The sequence below is a fragment of the Streptomyces vilmorinianum genome, assembly GCF_005517195.1.
Taxonomy (GTDB): domain Bacteria; phylum Actinomycetota; class Actinomycetes; order Streptomycetales; family Streptomycetaceae; genus Streptomyces; species Streptomyces vilmorinianum.
Window position 1 is genome coordinate 2,983,315 of the sequence record NZ_CP040244.1, and the last position, 20,743, is coordinate 3,004,057.

The following is a 20,743-nucleotide window of genomic DNA, read 5'->3' on the forward strand; positions in this document are numbered from 1 at the left end:
CGGCGTCGTTCATTTGTAACCACTTGCGCGACCGTGGTCCACACTGGAGACGGAGAGTGCATCCGATGGCCGCCGTACGCCGACACAGACGGCCCGGCGCAGCCGTCACCGTGACCCTGTGCGCGGTGATGACCGCCGGGTTGTACGGATGCTCCGACTCGGGCAGCCCCGAACCGGCCCCGACCCCCGCGCCCACCACTCCACCGCCCACCGCCCAGCCGGGACGGTCGCCCTTCACGGGCCTGCCGGCCCGCCCGGCCCCGGTGCTCGCCGTCAAGATCGACAACGTGCCGCCGGCCCGGCCGCACACCGGCCTCGGCGCGGCCGAGCTGGTCTACGTCGAGCAGGTCGAGGGCGGCCAGACCCGGCTCCTGGCGGTCTACTCCGCGGAGCTCCCCGAACGCATCGGACCCGTACGCAGCGCCCGCGAGTCCGACATCGAGCTGCTGCGCCAGTTCGGCAGGCCCGCGCTCGCCTACTCCGGCTCCCAGACCGCCCTGAAACCGCTGCTCAAGGCCGCCCCCATGTACGCGCTGCCGCCGGAGGACGCTCCGCGCGCCTATGTGCGCGACCGCGGCCGGACCGCCCCCCACAACCTGTACGTCCTGCCCGAGCGGGCGCTGGCAGCCGCCCCGAAGGCGGAGAACGCCAAGGACATCGGCTTCCGGTTCGGACCGGCCCCCGCGGGCGGCGAGCCGGTCAACGAGCGCACCGTGCGCTTCCCGGCCTCCCGGTACACCTTCACCTGGTCCGGAGCGGACAAGGCCTGGCGGGTGGCGATGGACGGCAGGCCCGCCCGTACCACCGACGAAGGCCCCGTGACGGCGTCGACCGTCGTCGTGCAGTACGTGACGATCCGGGAGTCGAAGTTCCGCGACTTCCTCGGCAGCGTCTCCCCGTACACCGAGACCGTCGGCAGCGGCAGCGCCCTCGTCCTGCGCGACGGCCGCGCCTACGACGCCCGCTGGAGCCGCCCGGCGGCCGACAAGGGCACCGCCTTCACGACCCAGGCCGGGGCGCCCCTGAACTTCGCCACCGGCGCCACCTGGGTCGTTCTCGCCCCGCGTGGATAGCCCGGCCCGCCCGGGGTACGCGCGGGGTACGACCACGGAGGAGGAGGCCGGTCATGGGCGCCGACATCTGGGGATACCGCGAGACCTCGGGCCATGTGCCGGGAACCCGGCTCATCGGATACAGCGTCGAGGCCACCGACGGCTCCATCGGAAAGATCGACAAGCACACCGAGGACGTCGGCCGGTCCTACCTCGTCGTCGACACCGGACCGTGGATCCTCGGCCGGCGGGTCCTGCTGCCCGCGGGACTGGTCTCCCGCGTCGACACGGAGAACGAGACGGTCCACGTCTCCTGCACCAAGGACGAGATCAAGGACTCGCCCGACTTCGAGAGCGGGCAGTTCGAAGAGGACAGCAACGTCATCAAGCTGATCGAGTACTACTACGCGAACCGGCACATGTGAGCCCGACATGTGAGCTCAGGGCTGGGGGCCGGGATGTGAGCTCAGGGCTGGGGGCCGGGCCTGTTCCGTCCGGGGCGGCGAACGCCTGTCGGGGCGGCGCTGTCCGCGGCCGCCATGCCGATGGTGACCACGCCGAGCACCAGCCAGCCGAACCAGAGCCAGCCGCTGCTGCCGAGCGCCACCGTGTACGCCGTCGTCAGCACCAGGGCCACGACGGTGGTCACGCACATCGCCTTCGTGGGACCGGACATCTGTCCGCCCTCCTCCTGACGGGGCACGGGGCCGTCATGCTCATCGTGACCCCTGAGGCGGGCGACGCGCTACTCCCGCGGCACGACCTGCCGCGACTCCCTCGGCACCCGCCTGCGCGCGGACCTACCGCCCGCGGGCCTGCAGCGAGGCGAGATACGCGTTGTACGCCTCCAGCTCCTTGTCCCCGTCGCGGTCGGCGGCCCGGTCCTGGCGGACGGCCTGGCGCTGCTCGGAGCGGTACCACTGGTACACGAGCGCGATCAGCACGAGCACCGACGGGATCTCACTGAACGCCCAGGCGATGCCGCCCGCCGCGTTCTGGTCGGTGAGCGCGTCGATCCTGAGCGAGGCCGGCGGGTTCTCGTACGCCTTGACCATCGGCTCGGTCGCCATCATCAGGGCGATCCCGAAGAAGGCGTGGAACGGCATGCCCGCGAAGAGCTCCAGCATCCGCATCACATAGCCGGGGCGGTGCGGGCCCGGGTCCACGCCCATGATCGGCCAGAAGAAGACCAGGCCGACCATCAGGAAGTGCACCATCATCGCGATGTGTCCCGGCTTGGACTCCATCAGGAAGTCGAAGAGCGGCGTGAAGTAGAGCGCGTACAGGCTCGCGATGAACATCGGGATCGTGAACACCGGGTGGGTGATGATCCGCATGTACCGGCTGTGCAGCAGCTTGAGGAGCAGCTCGCGCGGGCCCGTGCCGCCCCGGCCGGCCACCGGCAGCGCGCGCAGCGCCAGCGTGACCGGGGCGCCGAGCAGCAGCAGGATCGGCGAGAGCATGCTGATCACCATGTGCTGCACCATGTGGACGCTGAACATGACCATGCCGTAGTCGTTCAGCTTCGTGCACATCACCAGCGCGATGGTCAGCACACCGATGACGAACGAGACCGTCCGGCCGACGGGCCACGCGTCGCCGCGCCCGCGCAGGCGCGCGACGCCCCAGGCGTACAGGCCGAGCGCCGCGAGGCAGCCGAAGAGGAAGAAGAGATCCGGAGAGAACTCGAGCGCCCGCCCCAGCGTGAACGGCGGCAGATCCATCGATGAGCCGTGCCCGCTGTGATCCATCTGTGTACTCCTGGAGCCCGATTCGCGCTTGTTGTCCGCACCAGACTAGAACCGCCCCCGTTCGCGGATGCGACCGGGGGCGGTTCGTTGCGTACGGTACGGCTCTCAGAGCACGCACTCCGCCTCGGCGTAGCGCTCGGCCGGGACCGTCTTCAGGGTCTCCACGGCCTCGGCCAGCGGGACCATCGTGATCTCCGTGCCGCGCAGCGCGGTCAGCATGCCGAACTCTCCGCGGTGCGCCGCCTCCACCGCGTGCCAGCCGAAGCGGGTGGCGAGCACCCGGTCGTACGCGGTCGGCGTGCCGCCGCGCTGGACGTGACCGAGGATCACCGGGCGGGCCTCCTTGCCCAGGCGGCGCTCCAGCTCGACCGAGAGCTGGTTGGCGATCCCGGTGAAGCGCTCGTGGCCGTACTGGTCCTTGGCGCCGGACTGGAAGTCCATCGAGCCCTCGCGCGGCTTGGCACCCTCGGCGACCACCACGATCGCGAACCGCTTACCGGCCTCGAAGCGCTCGCCGACCCGGGCGGTCAGCTCGTCGATGTCGAAGGGGCGCTCGGGCACGACGATGGCGTGCGCGCCCGCGGCCATGCCGGAATGCAGGGCGATCCAGCCGGTGTGGCGGCCCATGACCTCGACGATCAGCACGCGCTGGTGGGACTCGGCGGTGGTCTTCAGCCGGTCCAGGGCCTCGGTCGCCACGCCGACGGCGGTGTCGAAGCCGAAGGTGACGTCGGTGGAGGCGATGTCGTTGTCGATGGTCTTCGGCACGCCGACGATGGGCAGCCCGGCCTTCGAGAGCAGGTTGGCGGCCTTCAGCGTGCCCTCGCCGCCGATCGGGATGATCGCGTCGAGGCCGAGCTCGGCGACATGGCCCCTGGCGCGCTCGACGCCGTCGACCAGATGCGCGGGCTGGACCCGCGAGGAGCCGAGGATGGTGCCGCCCCGGGCGAGGATGCCGCCGACCGCGTCGAGGTCGAGCTTGCGGTAGTCGCACTCCAGGAGGCCCTTCCAGCCGTCGTGGAAGCCGATGACCTCGTCTCCGTGGTCGACGACGGCGCGGTGCACGACGGAACGGATGACGGCGTTCAGACCGGGGCAGTCGCCGCCGGAGGTGAGCACACCAATGCGCATAGCCCGAATACCTTTGCAACGTGGGCCGACTCCCGGACCACGTCGTCCGGTTGGATCCCCGCCACCCTATCGGTGCCGGGTGGCGGGGCCGAACCGGATGTCCGCGGATTGGACACCGTATTGACTTACGAATCCAATGCGCACACGGCTGCTCAGACGTGCAGTCCGTTATATGGACTGCGCCCCGGTTCAGGCGGGCTGCGTCGCGGCGGCGATGCGCTCGGCGCGCAGCGCCTCGTACCACCGGTCGTCGGTCGGCGGCAGCGCGTTCACATCGAGGGCCAGCTTCAGGAGCAGGTCCGCGATCTGAGGGTTGCGGGCCATGACGGGGCCGTGCATGTACGTACCGAAGACGGTGTCGTTGTACGCGCCTTCGGTGCCGTCACCCGTGCCGTTGCCCTTGCCCAGGACGGTGCGGGCGAACGGGCGGGCCGTCGGGCCGAGATGGGTGATGCCCTGGTGGTTCTCGAACCCGGTGAGCTGGGGGAGACCGAGGCGCGGGTCGATGTCCGCGAGGACGTCGCCGACGCACCGCTCGCCCTCGCCGCGGGTGGAGATCACGTCGATCAGACCGAGGCCGGGCTCGCGCTCGCCGAGGTCGTTGATGAACTCGTGGCCCAGGATCTGGTAGCCGGCGCAGACCGAGAAGATGATCGCGCCGTTGGACGCGGCACGCTCCAGGCCGCCGTCGCGGCGCAGCCGCTCGGCCGCGAGCCGCTGCGGCCGGTCCTCGCCGCCGCCGATCAGATAGATGTCGCCGGAGGTCGGCACCGGCTGGTCGCTGCGGACGTCGACGCGCTGGACGTCCAGACCGCGCTGGCGGGCGCGGCGCTCGACGACGAGGGCGTTGCCCTGGTCGCCGTAGGTGCTGAGCAGGTCCGGGTAGACCCAGACCAGGCGCAGGCTGCTCTCACTCATGCTGCAAGTCCTCTACGGGTCAGTTGCCGACGCGGCGGCGGACGTCCTGGAAGGCGGTGTAGTTGGCGATCAGCTCGATCTGTCCGGGCGGGGCCAGCTGGACCGCCTCGTCGATCGACTCGCACACGCGGAAGTCCACGCCCGCGACCTCCAGGCGGACCGCCAGGTCCAGCTTGCGGTCGCCGATCACCATGATCGGGTGGCCGGCGAGCCGCCCGTAGTCCACGTCCCACAGCCAGGAGGTGTCCGTGCCGTCGGCGCCGCGCGCGTTCACGGAGAGGATCACCGGGGCCGGCGGCTGGTCGATGAGGGAAAACGTTTCGAGCCAGCCCGCCGGGTTCTTCGCGAGCAGCAGCCGCAGCTCACGGCCCTGGAAGGTGACCACGTCGTAGCGGCCGGCCACGGCCTGCACCTGGTACATGCGCTCCAGGGCGACCTGCGGCGGCACCCCGAAGACGGCGGCGACGGCGGCGGAGGTCGCGGCGTTGGCCTTGTTGGCGCGGCCGGGCAGCTGGAGGTGGATCGGCCACGCCGAACCGTGCGGGTCCAGGACGTGGTCGCCGTTGAGCGCCCAACTCGGCGCCGGGCGGCGGAAACCGCACTCGCCGCAGAACCAGTCGTCGCCGGGGCGCTGCATCACACCGCCGCAGGAGGGGCACGACCAGGCGTCGTCCTTCCACTCCTGGCCTGCGGCGACCCACACCACGTTGGGGGAGGAGGAGGCGGCCCACACGATCAGCGGGTCGTCGGCGTTGGCGATGACCACGGCCTTCGTGCCGCTCAGACCCTCGCGCCACTTCTCGGCGAGCATCCGGGTCTCGGCGGCGCGGTCGAGCTGGTCGCGGGAGAGGTTGAGCAGCGCGATCGCCTTGGGGGTGGTGTCCCGGGCGACGCCGGCGAGGTACTTCTCGTCGACCTCGATGACGCCGTACTTCGCGTCCGAGCCGCCCGCGAGCGCCGAGGTGATGCCCGCGGGCATGTTGGCGCCCAGCGCGTTGGAGACGACCGGACCGCTGGCCCGGAGCGCCTCGGCGATCAGCCGGGTCGTGGTGGTCTTGCCGTTGGTCGCGGACACCAGGATCACGTCCAGATGCTGCGCGAGCCGCCCCAGCAGGTCGGGGTCGAGCTTGAGCGCCACCCGGCCGCCGATGACCGAACCGCTGCCGCGTCCCGCCGCCCGCGACACCGCGGCGGCGGCCTTGCCCGCCGTCACGGCCAGCTTGGCGCGCGGCGACAGCGGCTCTGGATTACCGGGGTGTCCTGACATCGTTCTTGTTCCTCCTTGCGTCGGTCCGGGCTCAGCCTATCGAGATCCGGCCAGCGACCCGAACCGCGGCACCCCCGGGACCCTTGCCGAAACAGCGAGGTCACGGGGGACCGTACCCTTACGCCCATGCGAAACCGGCCGATCCCCGGCAGTTCCGGCCACATCCGAGCGATGACTCTGCTCGGTGACCCGGTGCTGCACGCCCCCTGTGAACCCGTCAGCGACTTCGGCCCGGAGCTCGCCCGGCTGATCGAGGACATGTTCGCGACGATGTACGCGGCGAACGGCGTCGGCCTCGCGGCGAACCAGGTGGGCGTGGGCCTGCGGGTCTTCGTGTACGACTGCCCGGACGACGAGGACGTGCGCCACCTCGGGCATCTGGTCAATCCGCGCCTGGTGGAGGCGGACGGCGACGTGATCCGCGGCCCGGAGGGCTGCCTGTCCCTGCCGGGCCTTGAGGCGCCGACGCCCCGCTTCGACCGCGCGGTCGTCGAGGGCGTCCGCCTGGACGGCACCCCGGCCCGCGTCGAGGGCACGGGCTTCTTCGCCCGCTGCCTCCAGCACGAGTGCGACCACCTGGAGGGCGGCGTCTACGCGGACCACGTGACGGGGTGGCGCAAGTCACGCCTGATACGGGCGATCAGGAAGGAGCCGTGGGGCGCTGGGGCGCACGCGGTGCGCGGCTGACCCTGTTCTCCCCCCGGGGGGCCCTCAGAATCCGGGCCCGCCTTGGCGGTCGCCCGCCTCCGCGAGCCGCCCCCACAGCAGGTCCGCCAGCGCCCGCACCAACTCCGCCCGCGAGCACGGCCGTTCGCCGAGCCACCAGTCGCCCGCCGCGTGCATCATGCCCACGATGCCGTGGCCCCAGATGCGGGCCTGTGCCTCGCCCCCGGGCCCGAGGTCGATGCGCTCGGCGATGACCTGACCCAGTTCCTCGCCCATCCGCCGCAGCACCGGCGCCGAGTGGCGGCCCACGTCGAAGCCCTGCTCGGCCTGGTGCGTCTCCTCCGCCGGGTGCATCAGGAAGCGGTAGACCTGCGGCATCGCCTCGATCGAGGCGAGATACGTGTCGAGCGTGGACTCCACCCGCCGGCGCCGGTCGGCCGGCGCGTCCAGCGCCGCCCGCAGCGCGGCGAGCAGCGCGTCGGTGTGCCGGGTGGCGAGGGCCCGGTAGAGCCCGCCCTTGTCGCCGAAGTGCCGGTAGAGGATCGGCTTGGTGATCCCGGCCTCGGCCGCGATCGCGTTCATCGAGGCCTTGGGGCCGTCCCGGAGCACCACCCGGTCCGCCGCCTCCAGCAGTTCGCGGCGCCGCTGATCGGCCGGCTTCTGCTGGTCGGTGGTCCGGTGTGTGGTCTCCATAGCGTGTCTCCCCGCCCGTGCGAATTCCGTGAGGCTGTCGCAACGTAACACCCGACCGGCCCGCGGTGCCCGCACGGCCGAACCGCTCCGCCGCAGGTTGACACGCTCTACTGGCGAGTAACAGACTACTGTTACCGCAAGTAACGCACTGCTGGGAGGGAACATGGCCGAGTTCACGCTCGAACTCAACGACGACCAGAAGCAGGTCCGTGACTGGCTGCACGGATTCGCCGAGGACGTGATGCGGCCCGCCGCCGCCGAGTGGGACGAGCGTGAGGAGACTCCCTGGCCGATCATCCAGGAAGCCGCCAAGATCGGCATCTACTCTCTCGACTTCTACGCCCAGCAGTTCTTCGACCCGACCGGCCTCGGCATCCCGATGGCGATGGAGGAGCTCTTCTGGGGCGACGCGGGCATCGCGCTGTCCATCGTCGGCACCGGCCTCGCCGCCGTCGGCGTCCTCGCCAACGGCACCGAGGAGCAGATCGGCACCTGGATCCCGCAGATGTACGGCGACGTCGACGACGTCAAGGTCGCCGCCTTCTGCTCCTCCGAGCCCGACGCCGGCTCCGACGTCGCCTCGATGCGCACCCGGGCCGTCTACGACGAGGCCAAGGACGAGTGGGTCCTCAACGGCACCAAGACCTGGGCGACCAACGGCGGCATCGCCAACGTCCATGTCGTCGTCGCCGTCGTCGACGCCGAGCTGGGCTCCAAGGGCCACGCCTCCTTCATCGTGCCCCCGAACACCCCCGGCCTCTCCCAGGGCCAGAAGTTCCAGAAGCACGGCATCCGCGCCTCGCACACCGCCGAGGTCGTCCTGGAGAACGTCCGCGTCCCCGGCCAGTGCCTCCTCGGCGGCAAGGAGAAGCTCGACGAGCGCCTGGCCCGGGCCCGGGAACGCGCCAAGAGCGGCGGGGAGCGCGTGAAGAACGCCGCGATGGCCACCTTCGAGGCCTCCCGCCCCGCCGTCGGCGCCATGGCGGTCGGCACCGCCCGCGCCGCGTACGAGGTCGCCCTCGACTACGCCAAGACCCGTGAGCAGTTCGGCCGCCCGATCATCGACAACCAGGGCATCGCGTTCCAGCTCGCCGACATGCGCACCCAGATCGACGCCGCCCGGCTCCTCGTCTGGCGCGCCTCCTGGATGGCGACCACCGGCAAGCCGTTCACCTCGGCCGAGGGCTCGATGTCCAAGCTGTACGCGAGCGAGGTCGCCAAGAAGGTCACCGGCCAGGCCATCCAGATCCTCGGCGGCAACGGCTTCACCCGGGAGTACCCGGTGGAGCGCATGCACCGCGACGCCGCGATCTACACGATCTTCGAGGGCACCAGCGAGATCCAGCGCCTGGTGATCGCCCGGACCCTCTCGGGCATGCCGATCCGCTGAGGCCCGGCCTTCCTGGTCCCTGTGGGGGGACCAGGAAGGTCACACCACGCAGAACTCGTTGCCCTCCGGGTCCTGGAGCACCACCGCGTAGTAGTCCATGCCGTGCGGCTCGTCCATCGTGTACAGGATCGAGGCGCCGAGGGCGGTCAGCCGGGCCACCTCGCCGTCGACGCGCTCGCGCCGCATCGCCAGCGGCACCTCCCTGCCGCCGCCCACCTTCAGATCCAGGTGCAGCCGGTTCTTGACCGTCTTCGGCTCCGGAACCTGCTGGAACCAGACCCGTGGACCGATGCCCTTGGGGTCCACGATCGACTCGGGCAGGTCCCCGCCCCCCTCCTCCAGCTCCTCCTCGGGCACCCCGATCGACGCCCAGTAGGCCCGCCAGGTCTCGTGCCCCTCCGGCGGCGGCTGAGGCACATAGCGCAGGGCCGCGGCCCAGAACGGCACGAGCTTCTGCGGCTCGGCGCAGTCGATGGTCAGCTGCAGGGTCATCTCGATCGGTTCCATGGCAGCGAGCGTCTCAGACGCCACTGACAGTCGGCCCGACAGGCCGGATCCGGGCGGGTGCTCGTGCCCCACGGCTACCGGTGGGTCACCTGGTGGGAGAGAATCGGCAGGGCCGGTGACGATCAAGGGGGCAACGCACACATGGCAACCAGCAACGCGATTCCGGGCCCGGCGGGGCTACCGCTGCTCGGCTCGATGTTCGACCTCAGGAACGACTCGCTCGGCACCTTCCTGAACGCCCAGCGCGCACACGGCGACGTCGTCCGGATCACCGCCGGACCGCCCGGAGTGCGCGCCGTCGTCTACGGAGTCTTCTCCGCCGAGGGAGCCCAGCAGATCCTCGCCACGGAGTCCGCCAACTTCCGCAAGGACAACGCCTTCTACCAGGAGGTCCGCGAGTCCTTCGGCAACGGACTGCTGACCAGCCAGGACGAGGACTACCTCCGCCAGCGCCGGCTCGTCCAGCCGCTCTTCACACGCCGCCGCGTCGACAGCTACGCCGAGGCCGTCGCCGCCGAGGTGGCCCTCGTCACGGCGGCCTGGCGGACCGCCGAGGACTCCACAGTCGACGTCCTCGACGAGATGACCGGACTCGCCTTGCGCGCCGTCGCCCGCATCCTCTTCGGCACGGACGTCGAGGAAGCCGCCGACATCGTGGAGCGCGCCTTCCCGGTGATGGGCGACTACGTCCTGCGCCGCGGCTTCTCGCCCCTCAACATCCCCCGCGACTGGCCCACCCCCGGCAACCGCCGCGCGGCCGCCGCCCACGAGGAGCTGTACGCCGTCTGCGACCGGATCATCGCCGAGCGCCGGGCGGCCGGCGCGGCCGAGGGCGGGGCTCAGGACCTGCTGTCCCTCCTGGCCGAGGCCGAGAGCGCCGAGGACGGCAGCTTCGACGCCTCCGAACTGCGTGAGCAGGTCCTCGTCTTCCTGCTCGCCGGACACGAGACGACCGCCACCTCCCTCGGCTTCGCCCTCCACCTGCTCGCCCTCCACCCGGAGCAGCAGAAGCGGGCTCACGAGGAGGTCGACCGCGTCCTGGCCGGCCGCACCCCCGGCGCCGCCGACCTCGACGCGCTGCCCTACCTCACCCAGGTGCTCAAGGAGGCCATGCGGCTCTTCCCGGCCGCAGCGGTCATCGGCCGCCGGGCGGTCGCCGCCACCGAGATCGGCGGTCACACCATCCCCGCCGGTGCCGACGTGATCGTCGCCCCCTGGGTCACCCACCGGCACCCCGCCTACTGGGAGGACCCGGAGCGCTTCGACCCGGAGCGCTTCACGCCCGAGGCCGAGGCGAACCGCCCGCGCTACGCCTGGTTCCCCTTCGGAGGCGGCCCGCGCGCCTGTATCGGCCAGCACTTCTCGATGCTGGAGTCGGTGATCGCGCTCGCGATGCTCCTCCAGGAGTACGAGCTCGACGCGATCGACACGGAAGTGCCGGTCAACGCCGGGATCACCCTCCAGGCAGCGGGTTGGGCGCGCTGCCGGGTCCGGCCCCGTACCGCCTAGCGACACCGCGCGGGCCGGCCCGACCGTGAGGCCGGACCGGCCCGTTCGTGTCAGTGACGCGTCGAGACGACGACCGTCGCGTACAGCTCGTCCGAGGTGAGCACCCGCGGTGTCAGGCCGCGTCCGGAGACCGCCTCGACGGCCCGGGCGGCCTGCCGCTCGGACGTCTCGACCAGCAGATGCCCGCCCGGGGCCAGCCAGTCGGCGGCCTCGGCCGCGACCCGGCGCAGGACGTCGAGCCCGTCCGAGCCGCCGTCCAGCGCGACGAGCGGCTCGTGCTCGCGCGCCTCGGGCGGCAGCAGCGCGACGGCCTCCGTCGGCACGTACGGCACGTTGGCGACCAGGACCTCGACGCGGCCGCGCAGCCCGCTCGGCAGCGGGGCGAAGAGGTCACCCTCGAAGACCCGCCCGCCGCGCGGCTCGATGTTGCGCCGCGCGCAGCGCACGGCCGCCGGCTCGATGTCCGAGGCGTACACCTCGGCGTCCTCGACGGCCGAGAGCAGCACCGCCCCGGCCGCGCCCGAGCCGCAGCACAGATCGACGCACACGGCGCCGGGACCGGCCAGGCCCACGGCCTGGCCCACGAGGAACTCCGTACGCCGCCGGGGCACGAAGACCCCCGGGTCGACGGCGATCCGCAGACCGGCGAACGCCGCCCACCCGACGACATGCTCGATGGGCAGACCGGCGGCGCGCCGCTCGACCATCGTGTCGAGCTCGTCGTCGCTGTGGGCCGCGGAGAAGAGGAGTTCCGCCTCGTCCTCGGCGAACACGCAGCCCGCGGCGCGGAGTCGGGAGACGGTGGTGGAACGGAGGGAGAAAGAGGGGTCGAGCGACATGGAAACCTTCCGGGAAGCCGAGGGCGCTCCCGTGGTCACCTGTGTCCGGCCGACCACACGGTCGTCGCGAGGGAGCACCCTGCCTGCATGGCGTTGATGGGTCCCACCTCCTCGGTCGTCCGCTGTCGGAGCCACGCACATTACATGATCGGCACCGTGTGGATCACCCGACCGCGCTCATTCCGCTCGGCCCGCTCGGCCCGCTCGTCAGACGGCGAGCTGCGCCTCGATGGCCGCGACGACCTCGGGGGCGTCGGGCTCGGTGCGCGGACGGAAGCGGGTGACCTGCCCGTCGCGGCCGATCAGGAACTTCTCGAAGTTCCACTGGACGTCCCCGGACTCGCCCTCGGCGTCCGCGACCTTGGTCAGCTCCGCGTAGAGCGGGTGACGGGCCTCGCCGTTCACATCCGTCTTCTCCAGGAGGGGGAACGTCACGCCGTACGACGTCGAGCAGAAGGTCTGGATCTCCTCCGCGGTGCCCGGCTCCTGGCCCAGGAACTGGTTGCAGGGCACACCGAGCACCGTGAAGCCCTTCTCCCCGTACTCCTTCTGCAGCCGCTCGAGACCGGCGTACTGCGGCGTCAGGCCGCACTTGGAGGCGACGTTGACGACCAGGACGGCCTGGTCACGGTAGTCGGCCAGCGATATCGGGTCGCCGGTCAGGGTGCGCAGCGGAATGTCGTACAGGCTCATGGACAGGCTCCTCGTCGAACGTCGAAACAGGATGCGATCCCAACACGAGTGAGGAACCACTGGCAATCCCGGTGGATTCCTACAGCTTCCGGAACAGCCCCTCCTGCACCACCGAGACGAGCAGCCGACCCTCCCGGTCGTAGATCCGGCCGCGGGCCAGGCCGCGGCCGCCCGTCGCGATCGGCGACTCCTGGTCGTAGAGGAACCACTCGTCCGCACGGAAGGGACGGTGGAACCACATCGCGTGGTCCAGCGACGCCATGTCGAAGCCCCGCGGGCCCCACAGCGGCTCCACCGGGATCCGGACCGCGTCCAGGAGCGTCATGTCGGAGGCGTACGTCAGCGCGCAGGTGTGCACCAGCGGGTCGTCCCCGAGCGGGCCCACCGCGCGCATCCACACCGCGCTGCGCGGGTCCGCGTCCTTGACCTCGTCCTTCGTCCAGCGCAGCCGGTCCACGTAGCGGATGTCGAAGGGCTGGCGCCGGGCCATCCGCTCCAGGGCCTCCGGCAGCACCCCCAGGTGGTCGCGGATCTCGTCCGCGAGCTTCGGCAGGGTCTCCGGGTCCGTCATGTGCCGCGGCGGCAGCTGGTGCTCGAACCCGGCCTCCTCCGGCAGATGGAAGGAGGCGGTGAGGTTGAAGATCGTGCGGCCCTGCTGGATCGCGGTGACCCGGCGAGTGGTGAAGGAACGGCCGTCCCGCACGCGCTCCACCTGGTAGACGATCGGCACGCCCGGCCGTCCCGGACGCAGGAAATAGGAGTGCAGCGAGTGCACCGGCCGGTCGCCCTCGGTCGTACGCCCGGCCGCCACCAGGGCCTGGCCGGCGACCTGCCCGCCGAAGACCCGTTGCAGCGACTCCTGCGGACTGTGGCCACGGAAGATATCGACCTCGATCTGCTCCAGGTCGAGCAGGTCGACAAGTCTCTCGGCGGGATTGGTCACCGTCTCATCTCCTTAGAGCTGTCCCACGGACGTCACGCGGACGACCGCCCGGCCCTCCTCGTCGGAGGCCGCGAGATCCACCTCCGCGCTGATGCCCCAGTCATGGTCGCCGTTCGGGTCGGCGAAGGTCTGCCGGACGCGCCACAGGCCGTGGGCCGCATCCTCCTCGATCGAGAGCAGCTTCGGGCCGCGCGCGTCCGGCCCCGTACCCAGGTCGTCGTACTCGTCCCAGTACGCGTCCATCGCCTCGCCCCACGCGTCCGCGTCCCACCCGGACTCGGCGTCCAGCTCGCCCAGCGCGTCCACGTTGTCGAGCGCCGCCAGCTCCACCCGGCGGAACATCGCGTTGCGCACGAGCACCCGGAAGGCGCGCGCGTTGGCCGTGACCGGCTTGACCTGGTCGGCCTTCTCCTGCGCCTCCTCGGCGGTCTCGACCTCCGGGTTCGCCAGCTGCTCCCACTCGTCGAGCAGCGAGGAGTCCACCTGGCGCACCATCTCGCCGAGCCACTCGATCAGGTCCTCGAGATCCTCGGTCTTCAGATCGTCCGGGATCGTGTGGTCCAGCGCCTTGTACGCGCTCGCGAGATAGCGCAGCACGATGCCCTCGGTCCGCGCCAGCTCGTACCAGGAGGTGAACTCCGTGAAGGACAGCGCCCGTTCGTACATGTCACGGATGACGGACTTCGGCGAGACCGGGTGGTCGCCCACCCACGGGTGGGACGTCCGGTAGACGTTGTAGGCGTGCCAGAGCAGCTCCTCCAGCGGCTTCGGGTACGAGATGTCCTGGAGCCGCTCCATGCGCTCCTCGTACTCGACGCCGTCGGCCTTCATCTGCCCGACCGCCTCGCCGCGCGCCTTGTTCTGCATGGCGGCCAGGATCTGGCGCGGGTCGTCGAGGGTCGACTCGACGACCGAGACCATGTCCAGGGCGTACGACGGCGACTCCTGGTCCAGCAGGTCGAACGCGGCGAGCGCGAACGTCGACAGCGGCTGGTTGAGCGCGAAGTCCTGCTGGAGGTCGACCGTCAGCCGGATCGTGCGGCCCTCGGCGTCCGGCTCGTCCAGCTGCTCGACCACGCCGCCGTCGAGCAGCGAGCGGTAGATCGCGATGGCCCGGCGGATGTGCCGCAGCTGCGCCTTGCGCGGCTCGTGGTTGTCCTCCAGGAGCTTGCGCATCGCCTCGAAGGCGTTGCCCGGCCGGGCGATCACCGACAACAGCATGATGTTGGTGACCTTGAAGCGCGAGGTCAGCGGCTCCGGCTCGGCGGCGATCAGCTTTTCGAAGGTGGTGTCGCTCCACGCGACGAAGCCCTCCGGGGCCTTCTTGCGCACCACCTTGCGGCGCTTCTTCGGGTCGTCGCCCGCCTTCGCCAGCGCCTTCTCGTTCTCGATGACGTGCTCGGGCGCCTGCGCGACCACGAAGCCGGCGGTGTCGAAGCCCGCCCGGCCGGCGCGGCCCGCGATCTGGTGGAACTCACGGGCGCGCAGCGTGCGCACGCGGTTGCCGTCGTACTTCGTCAGCGCGGTGAACAGCACTGTACGGATGGGGACGTTGACACCGACGCCGAGGGTGTCCGTACCGCAGATCACCTTCAACAGGCCCGCCTGGGCGAGCTTCTCGACGAGGCGGCGGTACTTGGGGAGCATGCCGGCGTGGTGCACGCCGATGCCGTGGCGTACGTAACGCGAGAGGTTCTGGCCGAACTTGGTGGTGAAGCGGAAGTTGCCGATCAGTTCGGCGATCTGGTCCTTCTCCTCCCGCGTGCACATGTTGATGCTCATCAGCGACTGCGCGCGCTCGACGGCCTGTGCCTGGGTGAAGTGGACGATGTAGACCGGAGCCTGCTTCGTCTCCAGGAGCTCGGTCAGGGTGTCCGTGATGGGGGTGAGCCGGTACTCGTACGAGAGCGGCACCGGCCGGGTCGCCGAGCGGACCACCGAGGTCGGCCGCCCGGTCCGCCGGGTCAGGTCCTTCTCGAACATCGACACGTCGCCGAGCGTCGCCGACATGAGCACGAACTGTGCCTGGGGGAGTTCCAGGAGCGGGATCTGCCAGGCCCAGCCGCGGTCCGGCTCCGCGTAGAAGTGGAACTCGTCCATCACGACCTGGCCGATGTCGGCGTACTTGCCGTCCCGCAGCGCGATGGAGGCCAGCACCTCGGCCGTGCAGCAGATCACGGGCGCGTCGGCGTTCACGGACGCGTCGCCGGTCAGCATGCCCACGTTCTCGGTGCCGAAGAGCTTGCACAGGTCGAAGAACTTCTCCGACACCAGCGCCTTGATCGGCGCGGTGTAGAAGGTCACCTGGTCGTTCGCGAGCGCGGTGAAGTGCGCGGCCGCCGCGACCAGCGACTTTCCCGAACCGGTGGGAGTGGACAAGATCACGTTGGCACCGGAGACGACCTCGATCAGCGCCTCCTCCTGGGCCGGGTAGAGGGTGATGCCCCGGCCCTCCGCCCATGAGGAGAAAGCCTCGAAGAGGGCGTCGGGGTCGGCGTTCGGCGGCAGCTGATCGATAAGGGTCACGCCCCCCATCTTGCCTGGATTCCGCCCGGATGAGGGAACCGGCCACCGGCGAGAAGATCACGAACGGTACGATGCCCCGTCGACCGGTCGTCAACTGAGCGCCGGCACAGGAGGAATGGGGCGGGAACGACCATGATGGGACCGGCGCACTCGCTGTCCGGAGCAGCGGCCTGGCTGGGCGTCGGCGCGGCGGCGGCCGCCGCGGGCCACCCCATGCCCTGGCCGGTTGTCGTCGTCGGAGCGCTCATCTGCGCGGGCGCGGCACTCGCCCCGGACCTCGACCACAAGTCCGCGACCATCTCGCGCGCCTTCGGACCGATCTCCCGGGGCCTGTGCGAGATCGTCGACAAGCTCTCGTACGCCGTCTACAAGTCCACCCGCTCCACCGCCGACCCCCGCCGCTCGGGCGGCCACCGCACGCTCACCCACACCTGGCTCTGGGCGGTCCTGATCGGCGCCGGAGCCTCGGTCCTGGCGATCACCGGCGGCCGCTGGGCCGTCCTCGCGATCCTCTTCGTCCACCTCGTCCTGGCCGTCGAGGGCCTGCTGTGGCGGGCCGCCCGGATGTCCAGCGACATCCTGGTCTGGCTGCTCGGCGCCACCAGCGCCTGGATCCTCGCGGGCGTCCTGGACCAGCCGGGCAACGGCGCGGACTGGCTCTTCACCGCTCCCGGGCAGGAGTACCTCTGGCTGGGCCTGCCGATCGTCCTCGGCGCGCTCGTCCACGACATCGGCGACGCGCTGACCGTCTCCGGCTGCCCGATCCTGTGGCCGATCCCGGTCGGGCGCAAGCGGTGGTACCCGGTGGGCCCGCCGAAGGGGATGCGGTTCCGCGCGGGCAGCTGGGTCGAGCTGAAGGTCCTCATGCCGGCCTTCATGCTCCTCGGCGGCGTGGGCGGCGCCTCGGCGCTCGGCTACATCTAGGGGGTGTCTTGTGGATCTTGCCGGGCTCGCTGATCCGGCCTGATCCACAAGACACCCCCTAGCCCCCTCGGACGACGAAGGGCCGCCCCCCACAGGAGGCGGCCCTTTTCGTACGTCCTCGTACGTCCTCGTACGTCACCACGTCACCACGTCACCACGTCACGACGTCACCCGTGCCAGGACCGCCACAGCGCCGCGTACGCCCCGTCCGCCGCCACCAGCTCGTCGTGGCTGCCCAGCTCGCTGATCCGGCCCTCCTCGACCACCGCGATCACATCCGCGTCGTGCGCGGTGTGCAGCCGGTGGGCGATCGCGACGACCGTACGGCCGTCCAGGACCCGGGCCAGGGAGCGCTCCAGATGACGGGCCGCCCGCGGGTCGAGGAGCGAGGTCGCCTCGTCCAGGACCAGCGTGTGAGGGTCGGCGAGGACCAGGCGTGCCAGAGCGATCTGCTGGGCCTGCGCCGGGGTGAGCGCGAGCCCGCCCGAACCGACCTCGGTGTCCAGGCCCCCGTCGAGGGCCCGCGCCCAGCCGTCCGCGTCGACCGCGCCGAGCGCCGCCCACAGCTCCGCGTCCTCGGCCCCCGTCCGTGCGAGGAGCAGATTGTCGCGGAGCGAGCCGACGAAGACGTGGTGCTCCTGGTTGACCAGGGCCACATGCTCGCGGACCCGCTCGGCCGGCATCTTCGCCAGCTCGGCGGCGCCGAGCGTGACCGAGCCGGTCCGCGGGGCGTAGATGCCCGCGAGGAGCCGGCCGAGCGTCGACTTGCCCGCGCCGGACGGGCCGACGAGGGCGAGCCGGGTGCCCGGGGCGACGTCCATCGACACCCGGTGCAGCACGTCGACGCCCTCCCGGTAGCCGAAGTGCACCTCGTCCGCCCGGACCGTACGTCCCTCGGGCCGTACCTCCCCGTCCCCGGCGTCCGGCTCGATGTCCCGGACGCCGACGAGCCGGCCCAGCGACACCTGCGCCACCTGCAGCTCGTCGTACCAGCGCAGGATGATCCCGACCGGTTCCACCAGCATCTGCGCGAGCAGCGCGCCCGTGGTGAGCTGCCCGACGTCGATCCAGCCCCGCAGGACGAACACCCCGCCGATCATCAGGACGCCCGCCAGGACCGCGGTGTGCGTCAGGTTCACGACCGGGAAGAGCACCGAGCGCAGGAAGAGGGTGTACCGCTCCCACGCGGTCCACTCACGGATCCGCCGGTCCGACAGGGCGATGCGGCGCGCGCCGAGGCGGTGCGCCTCGACCGTACGGCCCGCGTCGACCGTCTCGGCGAGCGCGGCGGCGACGGCCGCGTAACCCGCGGCCTCCGAGCGGTACGCCGACGGCGCCCGCCTGAAGTACCAGCGGCAGCCGACGATCAGCAGCGGCGCCGCGATCAGCAGGGCGAGCGTCAGCGGGGGCGAGGTGACGGCGAGCCCGCCGATCAGCAGCCCCGCCCACACCACCCCGATCGCGAGCTGCGGCACGGCCTCGCGCATCGCGTTCGCGAGCCGGTCGATGTCGGTGGTGATACGGGACAGCAGGTCGCCGGTGCCCGCACGCTCCAGCACGCCGGGCGGCAGGCCCACCGACCGGACGAGGAAGTCCTCGCGCAGATCCGCCAGCATCTCCTCGCCGAGCATCGCCCCGCGCAGCCGCACCAGCCGCACGAAGAGGGTCTGGACGAGCAGGGCGAGCGCGAACAGGCCGACGGTGCGCCCCAGATGGAGATCACGCGCTCCCTCGGCGAGCCGCTCCACGAGCGAGCCGAGCAGGTACGGACCGGCCATCGAGGCGATCACCGCGACCGCGTTGACACCGATGAGCAGCGCGAACGCCCTGCGGTGACGGCGGAGCAGCTCGCGTACGTAGGCCCGTACGGTCGCGGCGGTGCCGACGGGCAGGGTCGTGGCGGTCTGCGGGGCCGCCGGGTCGTACTCCGGGGGCGCCAGGCCGATCATGCCGACTCTCCTTCGAGCTCTGCTTCCCATGTCTCATCCGGCACTGTCTCTTCCGGCACTGTCTCTTCCGGCACTGAATCCTCCTGCTCGGCCTCGAGCTCCAGGTCCGGTTCCTCCTCGGTCTCCCGGGTGACGACGGCCCGGTAGCGCGGCTCTGCGCGCAGCAGCTCGCGGTGGGTGCCGACGGCCACCACCTCGTCGTCGTGGATCAGGAGCACCCGGTCCGCCCGGTCGAGCAGGAGCGGCGAGGAGGCCAGTACCACCGTCGTACGGCCCTCGCGGAGGCGATGCACCCCCGCGGAGACCCGGGCCTCGGTGTGCGAGTCGACCGCCGAGGTCGGCTCGTCCAGGACGAGCACCTGCGGGTCCGTCACCAGGGAGCGGGCCAGCGCCAGGCGCTGGCGCTGACCGCCCGACAGGGACCGGCCCCGCTCGGTGATCCGGGTCCGCATCGGGTCCCCGTCGGTGTCGACGGAGGCCTGGGCCAGCGCGTCGAGCACGTCCCCGCACTGCGCGGCGGCCAGGGCGTCCTCGGCCGTGACCGCTCCGGAGGACGGCACGTCGAGGAGCTCGCGCAGCGTGCCGGAGAGCAGCACCGGATCCTTGTCCTGGACCAGTACCGCCGTACGCGCGGAGTCCAGGTCCAGCTCGTCCAGCGGCACGCCGCCCAGGAGGACCGAGGTGTGCCGCCCGGACGCCTCGGTGGGGTGGCCGCCCAGCCGGTCCGCGAGCCGGCCGGCCGCGTCCGGGTCGCCGCAGACGACCGCCGTGAAGCGCCCGGCCGGAGCGAGCAGCCCGGTGAGCGGGTCGTACAGGTCGCCGGTTGCCGCCTTGTCGTGTGCGTCGGTCGCCGTCGTCGTGCGCGTCAGCGAGAGCACCCGGGCGGCCCGCTTGGCGGACGGCCGGGAGAAGGAGAAGGCCATGGCGATCTCCTCGAAGTTCCGCAGCGGATGATGGGTCAGCGCCACCGCGCCGTAGACGGTGACCAGTTCGCCGACCGTGATCGTTCCGTCGAGGGCGAGCCATGCCCCGTACGCGACCACGACGATGAGCAGCACCCCCGGCAGCAGCACCTGGATCGCCGCGATCAGCGCCCACATGCGGGCGCTGCGGACGGCGGCCCTGCGGACCTCCTGGGACGCCCTGCGGTAGCGGGTGAGGAACAGCTCCTCGCCGCCGATGCCGCGCAGCACGCGGAGTCCGGCCACGGTGTCGGAGGCGAGTTCGGTGGCCTTGCCCGCCTTCTCGCGCTGGACGTCCGCCCGGCGCGTGGCGCGGGGGAGCAGCGGCAGCGCGGCGAGGGCGAGCACCGGCACGCCGAGCGCGACGACGACGCCGAGCGCGGGCTGGTAGACGACCAGGCCGACGCAGACGGCGATCAGTGTGAGCGCTGCCGCGGCGAACCGCGACAGGGCCTCCACGAACCAGCCGATCTTCTCGACGTCGCCGGTCGACACGGCCACGACCTCGCCCGCGGCGACCCGCCGGGTCAGTACGGAGCCGAGTTCCGCGGTCTTGCGGGAGAGCAGCTGCTGCACACGGGCGGCCGCGGTGACCCAGTTGGTGACGGCCGTACGGTGCAGCATCATGTCGCCGACCGCGATGCCCGCCCCGAGCAGGGCGAGCAGGCCGCCCGCCAGCGCGAGCCCCGTGCCGTCGCGGTCCACGACCGCCTGTACGGAGAGACCGACGCCGAGCGGGAGCGCGGCGATGGAGAGCTGGAGCAGGAGGCCCCAGAGGGTGGCCCTGACCTGTCCGCCGAGTTGGTTGCGGCCGAGCCAGAGGAGGAACCGGGTGCCCGTGCGGACATCGGGGATCCCTGGATCGGCGTACGGTAGATCGCGAATCTGCATGTCGTCCCAGGGTCTTCCGGTTCTTCGTCAGATGGCTCAAACCGTGCAAGGTTCGCCCTGGGGGACGGCGGGCGGCAATCGATTTATTCGCATGGGGGCACAGAACACGCCAAGGTCCAACAACGCCCTCTG

General features: G+C 71.4%; 19 protein-coding genes. 6 read left to right on the forward strand and 13 right to left on the reverse strand.

Annotated features, from left to right (window positions below; translation table 11 throughout):
- Positions 1–65: 65 nt before the first annotated feature.
- Together FDM97_RS14010 and FDM97_RS14015 are read left to right on the forward strand one after the other, a co-directional pair.
- Positions 66–1,073 carry a DUF3048 domain-containing protein gene (locus FDM97_RS14010; protein WP_137990741.1) on the forward strand — a complete coding sequence of 336 codons (1,008 nt, stop codon included), beginning with the start codon at positions 66–68 and terminating at the stop codon, positions 1,071–1,073.
- Positions 1,074–1,126: 53 nt separating this feature from the next.
- Positions 1,127–1,477 (forward strand): PRC-barrel domain containing protein, encoded by a 351-nt coding sequence (locus FDM97_RS14015; RefSeq protein ID WP_137990742.1) that lies wholly within the window; start codon positions 1,127–1,129, stop codon positions 1,475–1,477.
- A 41-nt stretch (positions 1,478–1,518) separates the two neighbouring features.
- On the opposite strand, the gene FDM97_RS14020 is transcribed toward FDM97_RS14015, so the two are convergent.
- The 5 genes from FDM97_RS14020 to FDM97_RS14040 form a co-directional block, all read right to left on the reverse strand.
- Positions 1,519–1,728: a hypothetical protein gene (locus FDM97_RS14020; RefSeq protein WP_137990743.1), complete on the reverse strand. Its 210-nt coding sequence runs from the start codon at positions 1,726–1,728 to the stop codon at positions 1,519–1,521.
- Positions 1,729–1,852: 124 nt separating this feature from the next.
- Complete coding sequence (locus FDM97_RS14025; protein ID WP_137990744.1) at positions 1,853–2,803, reverse strand: cytochrome c oxidase assembly protein; 951 nt, start codon at positions 2,801–2,803, stop codon at positions 1,853–1,855.
- Between the two features lie 105 nt (positions 2,804–2,908).
- The gene (locus FDM97_RS14030) at positions 2,909–3,934 is read right to left on the reverse strand and encodes a 6-phosphofructokinase (protein WP_137990745.1); all 1,026 of its coding nucleotides are present in this window, start codon (positions 3,932–3,934) and stop codon (positions 2,909–2,911) included.
- Positions 3,935–4,123: 189 nt separating this feature from the next.
- Positions 4,124–4,852 (reverse strand): type 1 glutamine amidotransferase, encoded by a 729-nt coding sequence (locus tag FDM97_RS14035; RefSeq protein ID WP_137990746.1) that lies wholly within the window; start codon positions 4,850–4,852, stop codon positions 4,124–4,126.
- A gap of 19 nt (positions 4,853–4,871) precedes the next feature.
- Complete coding sequence (locus FDM97_RS14040; RefSeq protein ID WP_137990747.1) at positions 4,872–6,119, reverse strand: Mur ligase family protein; 1,248 nt, start codon at positions 6,117–6,119, stop codon at positions 4,872–4,874.
- Positions 6,120–6,245: 126 nt separating this feature from the next.
- On the opposite strand from FDM97_RS14040, the gene def reads away from it, so the two are divergent.
- Complete coding sequence (gene def, locus FDM97_RS14045; protein ID WP_137990748.1) at positions 6,246–6,806, forward strand: peptide deformylase; 561 nt, start codon at positions 6,246–6,248, stop codon at positions 6,804–6,806.
- A gap of 24 nt (positions 6,807–6,830) precedes the next feature.
- Here def and FDM97_RS14050 read toward each other — a convergent pair whose 3' ends face one another.
- The gene (locus FDM97_RS14050; protein ID WP_137990749.1) at positions 6,831–7,478 is read right to left on the reverse strand and encodes a TetR/AcrR family transcriptional regulator; all 648 of its coding nucleotides are present in this window, start codon (positions 7,476–7,478) and stop codon (positions 6,831–6,833) included.
- A gap of 163 nt (positions 7,479–7,641) precedes the next feature.
- On the opposite strand from FDM97_RS14050, the gene FDM97_RS14055 reads away from it, so the two are divergent.
- Positions 7,642–8,868, forward strand: a complete 1,227-nt coding sequence (locus FDM97_RS14055; protein ID WP_137990750.1) for an acyl-CoA dehydrogenase family protein — start codon at positions 7,642–7,644, stop codon at positions 8,866–8,868.
- 39 nt (positions 8,869–8,907) lie between these two features.
- Here the strand turns inward: FDM97_RS14055 and FDM97_RS14060 are convergent, their stop codons facing one another.
- Positions 8,908–9,375 (reverse strand): VOC family protein, encoded by a 468-nt coding sequence (locus tag FDM97_RS14060; RefSeq protein ID WP_175439116.1) that lies wholly within the window; start codon positions 9,373–9,375, stop codon positions 8,908–8,910.
- Between the two features lie 141 nt (positions 9,376–9,516).
- Between FDM97_RS14060 and FDM97_RS14065 the strand changes: the two genes are divergently transcribed.
- Positions 9,517–10,884, forward strand: coding sequence for a cytochrome P450 (locus tag FDM97_RS14065; protein ID WP_137990751.1), 1,368 nt, complete (start codon positions 9,517–9,519; stop codon positions 10,882–10,884).
- Positions 10,885–10,934: 50 nt separating this feature from the next.
- Here the strand turns inward: FDM97_RS14065 and FDM97_RS14070 are convergent, their stop codons facing one another.
- The 4 genes from FDM97_RS14070 to FDM97_RS14085 all read right to left on the reverse strand — a co-directional run bounded on the left by FDM97_RS14070 (position 10,935) and on the right by FDM97_RS14085 (position 15,885).
- Positions 10,935–11,723, reverse strand: coding sequence for a putative protein N(5)-glutamine methyltransferase (locus FDM97_RS14070; RefSeq protein WP_137990752.1), 789 nt, complete (start codon positions 11,721–11,723; stop codon positions 10,935–10,937).
- A gap of 207 nt (positions 11,724–11,930) precedes the next feature.
- Complete coding sequence (locus FDM97_RS14075) at positions 11,931–12,416, reverse strand: glutathione peroxidase (RefSeq protein ID WP_137990753.1); 486 nt, start codon at positions 12,414–12,416, stop codon at positions 11,931–11,933.
- A 79-nt stretch (positions 12,417–12,495) separates the two neighbouring features.
- Positions 12,496–13,359, reverse strand: a complete 864-nt coding sequence (locus tag FDM97_RS14080) for an acyl-CoA thioesterase (protein WP_137990754.1) — start codon at positions 13,357–13,359, stop codon at positions 12,496–12,498.
- Between the two features lie 12 nt (positions 13,360–13,371).
- Positions 13,372–15,885: a DEAD/DEAH box helicase gene (locus tag FDM97_RS14085; protein WP_137990755.1), complete on the reverse strand. Its 2,514-nt coding sequence runs from the start codon at positions 15,883–15,885 to the stop codon at positions 13,372–13,374.
- 132 nt (positions 15,886–16,017) lie between these two features.
- On the opposite strand from FDM97_RS14085, the gene FDM97_RS14090 reads away from it, so the two are divergent.
- Positions 16,018–16,809, forward strand: a complete 792-nt coding sequence (locus FDM97_RS14090; protein ID WP_137990756.1) for a metal-dependent hydrolase — start codon at positions 16,018–16,020, stop codon at positions 16,807–16,809.
- Between the two features lie 167 nt (positions 16,810–16,976).
- Here FDM97_RS14090 and FDM97_RS14095 read toward each other — a convergent pair whose 3' ends face one another.
- A complete protein-coding gene (locus tag FDM97_RS14095) occupies positions 16,977–18,758 on the reverse strand; it encodes an ABC transporter ATP-binding protein (RefSeq protein ID WP_137990757.1) in 1,782 nt (593 codons plus the stop codon).
- On the reverse strand, positions 18,755–20,611 hold the full coding sequence (locus tag FDM97_RS14100; RefSeq protein ID WP_137990758.1) for an ABC transporter transmembrane domain-containing protein: 1,857 nt from the start codon (positions 20,609–20,611) through the stop codon (positions 18,755–18,757). The genes FDM97_RS14095 and FDM97_RS14100 overlap by 4 nt, the downstream gene beginning before the upstream one ends.
- Positions 20,612–20,743 lie beyond the last annotated feature (132 nt).